Origin of the sequence: Streptomyces mesophilus, assembly GCF_040300965.1 — a bacterium.
GTDB classification, from domain to species: Bacteria; Actinomycetota; Actinomycetes; order Streptomycetales; family Streptomycetaceae; genus Streptomyces; species Streptomyces mesophilus_A.
In genome coordinates, this window is the sequence record NZ_JBEPEW010000112.1 from 21559 (window position 1) to 28274 (window position 6716).

Consider the following 6716-nt stretch of genomic DNA (forward strand, 5'->3'; position numbering starts at 1 on the left):
CGTACGGCCAAGGCGGGGTGACCGAAACTCGGGTGCCGCAGGGGCGGTATCCGGCTACCGTAGGCGTCGTTCAGGTGCGCAGGTTGCGGCTACTTCTCCTGCAAAGAGAGCAACGCGGGTTCGAATCCCGCCGCCGGCCCCGGGCCGGTGTCGTCCAGCGGCCCAAGACGCTTACGTCGCCGCCACCGCCTTTGATCTCTGAACACCTTGCTGACGCGAGCCGTCCGCCACGGGGGAACTCCGGCGGGCGGCTCGATCGCGTTTGGCCCAGGGCCGTCGGCGCGATCATGATGTGGTCATGACTGCGAACCGCTCCCCTCACACACCGGCCGCGGTGCGCCTCGCCACGTACACGAAGACGGACCTGGAGGAGATCCTCGGCACCGGTGACGATCCTTTCGGGGTCGCCTCGACCGGACTGACCTGGCTGCCCAAGAAGGACCACTTCGGCATCAGACTCGAAGGCCGACTCGTGGCGCACGCCGGTCTCTTGCGGCTTCCCATCGCGATCGGCGGGGCGCGGACAGAGGTGGTGGGCGTCGGCGGAGTGGCCGTCGCGCCCAATATGCAAGGCAAGGGCCTGGCGCGGGCCGTCGTCACCGCTGCCCTGGAGCACGCTCGCACGATGGGCCCCGAGCACGCGCTCCTGTTCTGCCGGCCTCCCCTCGTACCGCTCTACCGGCGCCTCGGATGGCACCCGCTCGACGAGCACGTACGAGTCGAGCAACCCGAGGGCCGACAGGTGACCATGCCGTTGCGGACGATGGTGACGGCACTGCGCGATGACGCTCGCTGGCCCTCAGGTCCCGTACAGCTGCTGTCGCTCCCCATGTGACCAGGAAACCCGGGCACTGCCCGATCAGATCGCGACGTGGGCGAACCGCTCAGGGCCCCAACGCGTCGTTGTCGTGGGGAGCTTGAGAGCGGGGGCCGACGATGGAGACCAGGCGCGTCGAGAGCGAGCCGTGTCCGCAGTGCGGGGCCGGGATGCCGGTGCACGCGGACCATGTGGTCTGGTGCCGCGCCTGCGACTGGAATGTGGCGCCCGAGCTGTTCGTGTTCGGCCTCGACCGCACCGCCGAGCGGCGCGCCGAGGTCGCGGGTCAGCGGGCCGAGGAGGTCTACCAGGAGCTGGTCAGGACCGGGGACTTCGGGCGCCGCTCGCGCTGGACGGCTGCGCGGATCGCCGCGTACGCCCTGTCCTGCGGCGTCGTCGGAGCGTCCGTGGGGCTCGCGGGTGGTGCGGTGGCGCTGCTCGTCACCGGCTGGTGGAACCCGCTCAGTCTCTCGCTCGGCCTTGCGCTGCTGTTCTTCTCGGCGGTGCTGCGCCCCTGGGTGCCGCCGCTGCACCCGGAGTTGCCGACCCTCGACCGGCAGTCCGCGCCCCGCCTGTTCGCGCTGCTCGACAAAGTGGCGCGGGAGGTGGGTACACGGGGCGTGGACCTCGTCGTTCTGGAGCCCGGCTTCAATGCGTACGTGACCTCGCGCCGGCCACGGCAGCGGGTGCTGTGCGTCGGGCTCACCCTCTGGGAGACGCTCACGCCGCAGCAGCGGGTCGCTCTGCTCGGCCACGAGCTCGGTCACTTCACCAACGGCGACACCCGGCACGGCCTGGTCGTCGGCAACGCGCTCGGCACCCTGGCCTGGTGGCGGCACTGGCTCGATCCGGGCCGGTGGCGCGGAGGGCGGCTGCGGTACTGGTTCGGGCACGGTGTGCTGCGCTGGCCGTGGTACGCGACCGACGGCTTGCTGCGCCTGATCGACCGGCTCAGCCTGCGCGACGCGACCCGCGCGGAGTTCCTCGCCGACGAACTCGCCGCCCGCACCGCCTCCAGCGAGGCCGCGTACGGTCTGGCCGAACGGCTCCTGCACGCCGATCGGGCCGTGGAGGCGCTCGACGAACTGCTCGTGGACGGCGTGCTGGACTGGCGCCGCAAGCCCTGGCGCGAGGCGGCCCGCGCGGCCCTCGACCTGCCCGACCACGAGCGCGAACGCCTGCTGCGGGTCAGCCAGTTGCAGTGGCACTACGAGGACGACACGCACCCGCCGACCCACCTGCGCCTGGCTCTGGCCGAACAGCGCGCGTACGACGAGGCGCGCGTCACGTGCACCGGACAGCAGGCCGCAGCCATCGACCGCGAACTGGCCCGCGCCATCTCGACGGCCGGGGCCCGCGGGCCGTTACGGATGCGGCGGATGCAACGGAGCTGAGAGCGTCTGCTCGGCCCTACAGCCGCCGGAGCAGGCTTTCCGAACTGGTGATATGCCACGCATGCGGCAGGACGCATACCGAGTCGGCCCGGAAGGGAAGCCGCTCGGAAGTCTGGTCTAGGTTCGGCATGTGAACCACAGCCGTTCCAACGCCGTGCCGCCCCGCGAGCCTGACTTGCCGCCTTACCAGGCAGTCATGGCAGAGACTGATTGGGGTTCGCTCCAGACGGCTTTCGGGAACGGTGAGGACCTTCCCAGGGTTTTGGCACGGCTGTTGGAGCCCGATCCCAAAGTTCAGGTCACCGCTTTGTCGGAGCTGGGTGAGCTGGTCGGCCACCAGAACACCGTCTACGAAGCCACCGCTCCCGTCGCCATGTATGTCGCCGGCATCCTCACCCACCCGGCGGCTATGACCGTCCGGCCCTATCGCAACGTCCCCATCCGCGCCACGCTGTTGAACTGGTTGACGTCCACGGCCTACGACGCCTCCGACGAGGTTGTGGGCCGCATGGAGCAGTACTTCCCTGGCTTCCTCACCCATGACACCACGGTGGCGGCCCTCCGGGATCTGCGTCCGATGCTTTATGAGGCCGTCGCGCCCTTCCTCCAGGACAGTCACGAGGATGTGCGCGAAGCCGCCGTCATCGCCGCGCTCATCCTCGCTGAACACCCCGCGCTCGCCGAGCACCGCGATCACCTCGCCCTGCACGCGCGCTCCATCCTGGACACCAGTAGCGACTCGCTCAACCGGCGCGTGGCCCGGCAGACACTCGAAGCATGGGGCCATGAGGTCCCCGCCTCTGAACCTTCCCTGGAGGAGCCCTGGGACTGGGGGCCGCGCAGCGATGGCCGAGGCGATCTCGAACCTCCCTTCTGACCGATACGTGCACGGCCCCGGGACCGATCAGGACGTGTCAGCGCACACCATGCTCGTGCGGGTCACCCTGCGAGTCGCCTCTGGTGGCTGTCACCTGCTGCAGCGCTCCACCGGTGTCGTCTTTGCGGGAAGGTATCCCTGGAGGCGCTGGCGCAATGACCCTCGCGGACACCAAAAGGCAGTTCCAGAGCATCGTGGCGCGACACCACACCGGCATGCCACTCGATGCCTCGGCTCGCGCACAGGCTTTGGCCGATTTGACGAAGGACTATCAGCACTCGATGCAAAGGATCGATCAATTCACCGCTGAACAGCGCGGACGGCGGCCCGGCTTCCTGCCGATCAACACGCGCATCGGGCTGGTCGCCAAACTCGACCGACTCCATACAGCTGCTAAAGCGGACCTGGGCCTGGATTGACGAACTCCGATGGGTGCGGCGCCTTTTTGGGGGACGGGCTGAGCTGGGAGGTCGCCTACTTTGGTGGGACCCCGCAACGGGCAGCGCGCGCACCGTGCTTGCGCCTTACTGCCTCATCGGAAGCGCGGTCTCGACCATGGATGGCACCCGCAGAGCGTCAGGCTGTGGCGGACAAGGTCAGTACGCCGATGAGTGCGAGGGCGATACCGATCTGCTGGGGCCGTTCGATTCGTTCCTTGAGCACCACTCGTGCGAGGGCGATCGTGACGAGAGTGTGCAGCGAGCCGAGGACGGCGGCGATGCTCACGAGGCCGTGGGTCGATGCGGTGGTGTACAGCGAGTCGGCCGTGACGATGAGGACGCCGATCGCGCCGATCGCGGGCAGCTCGGCCTTCGGAACGCGGACGTGTCGACGTCGCAGGACGACGACGGCAATCACGCTCACCGCGGCGAGTCGGGCCGTCAGGAGGGCCCAACCGACATCGCTCTCACCGGCGTTGTGCATGGTGAGGAAGAAGGTGCCGAAGCCCAGCGCCGCCAGCAGGCCGTAGCCGAGGCTCGGCAGGGTCCCGGGTCCCGTTCCGCGATGTCCCTTCGGCGGGCGGGAGGTGACGATCAGGCCGACGAGGGCGAGGGCTAGGCCGGTGAACTGCAGCGGTCCGGGGACCTGACCGGTCATCAGTGCGGCAACCAGCGGCACACCGGGTGCCGTCGCCGCGACCGGTGCGACGATGCTCATCCTGCCGACAGCCAGGCCCCGGTAGAGGGCGGCGATACCGGCCGTTTCGGCCAGCCCGGCGACGGCGGCCTGGCCGAGCGAGGCAGCGTCGGGGAGGCCGGACCCCCGTCCCACCACGATCACCGCGAGCAGGCCCAAGGCGATGGTCTGCGAGACCAGCAGCACGGACGACAGCGGCAGGGAACGGCTCTTGAGCCCGCCCAGGAAGTCGGAGACTCCCCAGCCCAGGCAAGCCCCGAGGGCGAGCAGGATGGTGAGCACACGTTCTCCTTGCGGCTCTTGGGTGGAGGGCATCGGCAGGAAACGGGCCCCTGGGATCTCGGGCGTCTGCCTCGAGTTCGGTATGGCGTCGACGTTAGGCGGGCGCAGGACGTCCGGCATCGGTCACACCGGCTTAACCTGACCAGCCAAACAGCTGGAAGCACCCCCTATGCCAGGCGAAAGCCGGCCGACAAATGAACGCCCCGACCGAGTAGGCCGAGGCGTTCACCGACTTTCGCGTCCTACGTTCAACGCATCGCGGGTACCGGAGCAGTCGCCTCGACGGGCGCCGGGACCAGAGTGGCCGTGCGGGTCTCGCGCAGGAGCAGGAGGCCGAGGATGACCATCGTCACCGCGGTCAGGCCGTGGACGCCGAACGCCGCGGCGGTGGAGCCCTGGTGGGCGAGGATGTTGCTCATGTCGCCGAAGGGGATGAGGGACTCGGTCAGCAGGGCCCAGGCCATGGCGCGGCGGTGACCGGTCAGGAGCAGGACGCCGATGACCAGGCCGCTCCCGACGTCGCGGATGCCCTTGAGGATCAGGAAGCCGCCGCCGTCGCCGGAGGGCCAGCTCGGGAGGCCGAAGGTCGGCGCGACGGTCTCCGGGGTCAGGATGAACTGTCCGCCGAACCAGAAGGTGAAGAGGACGAGGGCAGCGGTCACGGCGGTGTTGACGGTCTTGAGCGTCATGGTGGTCTCCTTGCGAGGTTCGGGCGGGAGGGAATAGCGGGGGGGAAGTAGCGGGAGGGAACAAGTGCCGGGAAGAACGGGCCGGTTCAGGCCGCGCGGACCCGGCGGATGTGGCGGGCGTAGCGGGGGCGGCCGATCACGTGCCAGATGCCGCGTACCGGTGCGGGCAGAGCGGACAGGAGCGTGGCGCGCTCGGCCTGGTTCGCGTCCTCCAGAACGAGGCCGAAGAGGGTGAGCAGCGTGAGCTTGGGCGTGTGGGCCACCAAGTGGTCCCCCAGAGAGGCCCACTCGCGCTCGGTGAGGTGCTTGGCCGCGAGCGGGAGCAGCGTGGCCTCCTCGTCGTCGAGGTGCTCGAGCAGGACCGCCCGGTGATCGGCGAGGGCCGCCACGAGGGTGTCGCGTTCGCCGGCTCCGGCGGCGGCCTCCCAGGCAGGGAACGCGGTGTCGAGGCGGGTCATGGTGGCCGCGACGCGCTCGTGCTGGACCTCCATGCGCAGGACGATGTCCGCCTCCAGATCGACCCGGGCCAGGAGCGGCGGCCACAGCAGTTCGTCCTCGCCCTCGTGGTGGTTCTTCAACCCCAGCCGGTAGTCCCGGAAGTGATCCGCGATCACCTTGGCGCGGGCGGTGTCGCCGGGGGCCACTGCCGCGACGAGCTCCATCAGCAGCCGCGTCTCACGGCGGAAGGCGCGGTGGACGATCTCCATGTCCTGGGTGTTGACGCTCATCTGCTCTTGCCCCTCATCCGTGTGGTGCGGCCCTTCGTCGGTCTGCTCCGGGCCGTCTTCCGCTCGATGTGTTGAAGACTGCTCCCGGGGTCTTGGAGGGCTCTTGGAGTCGACTTGGAACGCGTGCGGCGAACGCGCGTACGATGGGCCACCTCATGGTCTTGGTACGGGTGTTGGGGTCGTTCGCCGCCGAGGTCGGCGGCGGTTCCGTGCCGCTCGGCGGCCCCCGGCAGCGCGGCGTACTGGCCCTGCTCGTGGCGGCGCGCGGGCAGGTCGTGCCGGTCGACCGGATGGTCGAGGACCTGTGGAGAGGCGAACCGCCGTCGCGCGCCTTGGCCTCGTTGCAGGCGTACGTGTCAAACCTGCGCCGCCTCCTGGAGCCCGGCCGCCCGCCGCGGACCCCGGCACGCCTGCTGGTGAGCGCCTCGCCCGGCTACGCCCTGCGGCTGCCGCCGGATGCGGTGGACGCATGGCGCTTCGAGGACATGCTCGACCAGGCGCGTACGTGCGCCGATCCCCGTATCGCCCACGCCCGTCTCGACGAGGCGCTTGCGCTGTGGCAGGGCCCCGCGTTCGCCGAGGTCGCCGACGAGCCCTGGGCCGCCGCCGAGACCGCACGCCTGGGCGAACTCCGCCTGGTCGCACGGGAATTGCGCACCGCGGTGGGGATGCGGCTCGGCGCTCCCGCGGCGGCGGTGCCCGAGGCGGAGAGCCTCACCCGTGACGCTCCCCTGCGCGAAGAGGGCTGGCGCCTGCACGCCCTCGCGCTGTGGAGCAGCGGCCGCCAGGCCG

At 70.0% G+C, this 6716-nt stretch carries 8 protein-coding genes and 1 tRNA gene; 6 read left to right on the forward strand and 3 right to left on the reverse strand.

From position 1 onward, the window contains the following. Positions 1–59: 59 nt before the first annotated feature. From ABT367_RS30295 to ABT367_RS30315, 5 genes are all read left to right on the forward strand, one after another. Positions 60–139, forward strand: a tRNA-Cys gene (locus ABT367_RS30295). A 159-nt stretch (positions 140–298) separates the two neighbouring features. Further along, a complete protein-coding gene (locus ABT367_RS30300; RefSeq protein ID WP_352256457.1) occupies positions 299–835 on the forward strand; it encodes a GNAT family N-acetyltransferase in 537 nt (178 codons plus the stop codon). Between the two features lie 101 nt (positions 836–936). Beyond that, a complete protein-coding gene (locus ABT367_RS30305; RefSeq protein WP_352256458.1) occupies positions 937–2211 on the forward strand; it encodes a M48 family metallopeptidase in 1275 nt (424 codons plus the stop codon). A 130-nt stretch (positions 2212–2341) separates the two neighbouring features. Further along, entirely contained in the window at positions 2342–3088 is a 747-nt protein-coding gene (locus ABT367_RS30310; RefSeq protein WP_352256459.1) for a hypothetical protein, read from the forward strand. A gap of 155 nt (positions 3089–3243) precedes the next feature. After that, the gene (locus ABT367_RS30315) at positions 3244–3507 is read left to right on the forward strand and encodes a hypothetical protein (RefSeq protein WP_352256460.1); all 264 of its coding nucleotides are present in this window, start codon (positions 3244–3246) and stop codon (positions 3505–3507) included. A 157-nt stretch (positions 3508–3664) separates the two neighbouring features. Here the strand turns inward: ABT367_RS30315 and ABT367_RS30320 are convergent, their stop codons facing one another. The 3 genes from ABT367_RS30320 to ABT367_RS30330 form a co-directional block, all read right to left on the reverse strand. Continuing rightward, positions 3665–4507: an EamA family transporter gene (locus ABT367_RS30320; protein ID WP_352256461.1), complete on the reverse strand. Its 843-nt coding sequence runs from the start codon at positions 4505–4507 to the stop codon at positions 3665–3667. A 248-nt stretch (positions 4508–4755) separates the two neighbouring features. Then, positions 4756–5196, reverse strand: coding sequence for a DUF4267 domain-containing protein (locus ABT367_RS30325; protein ID WP_352256462.1), 441 nt, complete (start codon positions 5194–5196; stop codon positions 4756–4758). An 86-nt stretch (positions 5197–5282) separates the two neighbouring features. Then, a complete protein-coding gene (locus ABT367_RS30330) occupies positions 5283–5924 on the reverse strand; it encodes a hemerythrin domain-containing protein (RefSeq protein ID WP_352256463.1) in 642 nt (213 codons plus the stop codon). 155 nt (positions 5925–6079) lie between these two features. Here ABT367_RS30330 and ABT367_RS30335 point away from each other — a divergent pair. Next, on the forward strand, positions 6080–6716 hold a 637-nt coding region (locus ABT367_RS30335; protein ID WP_352256464.1), incomplete at its 3' end, for an AfsR/SARP family transcriptional regulator.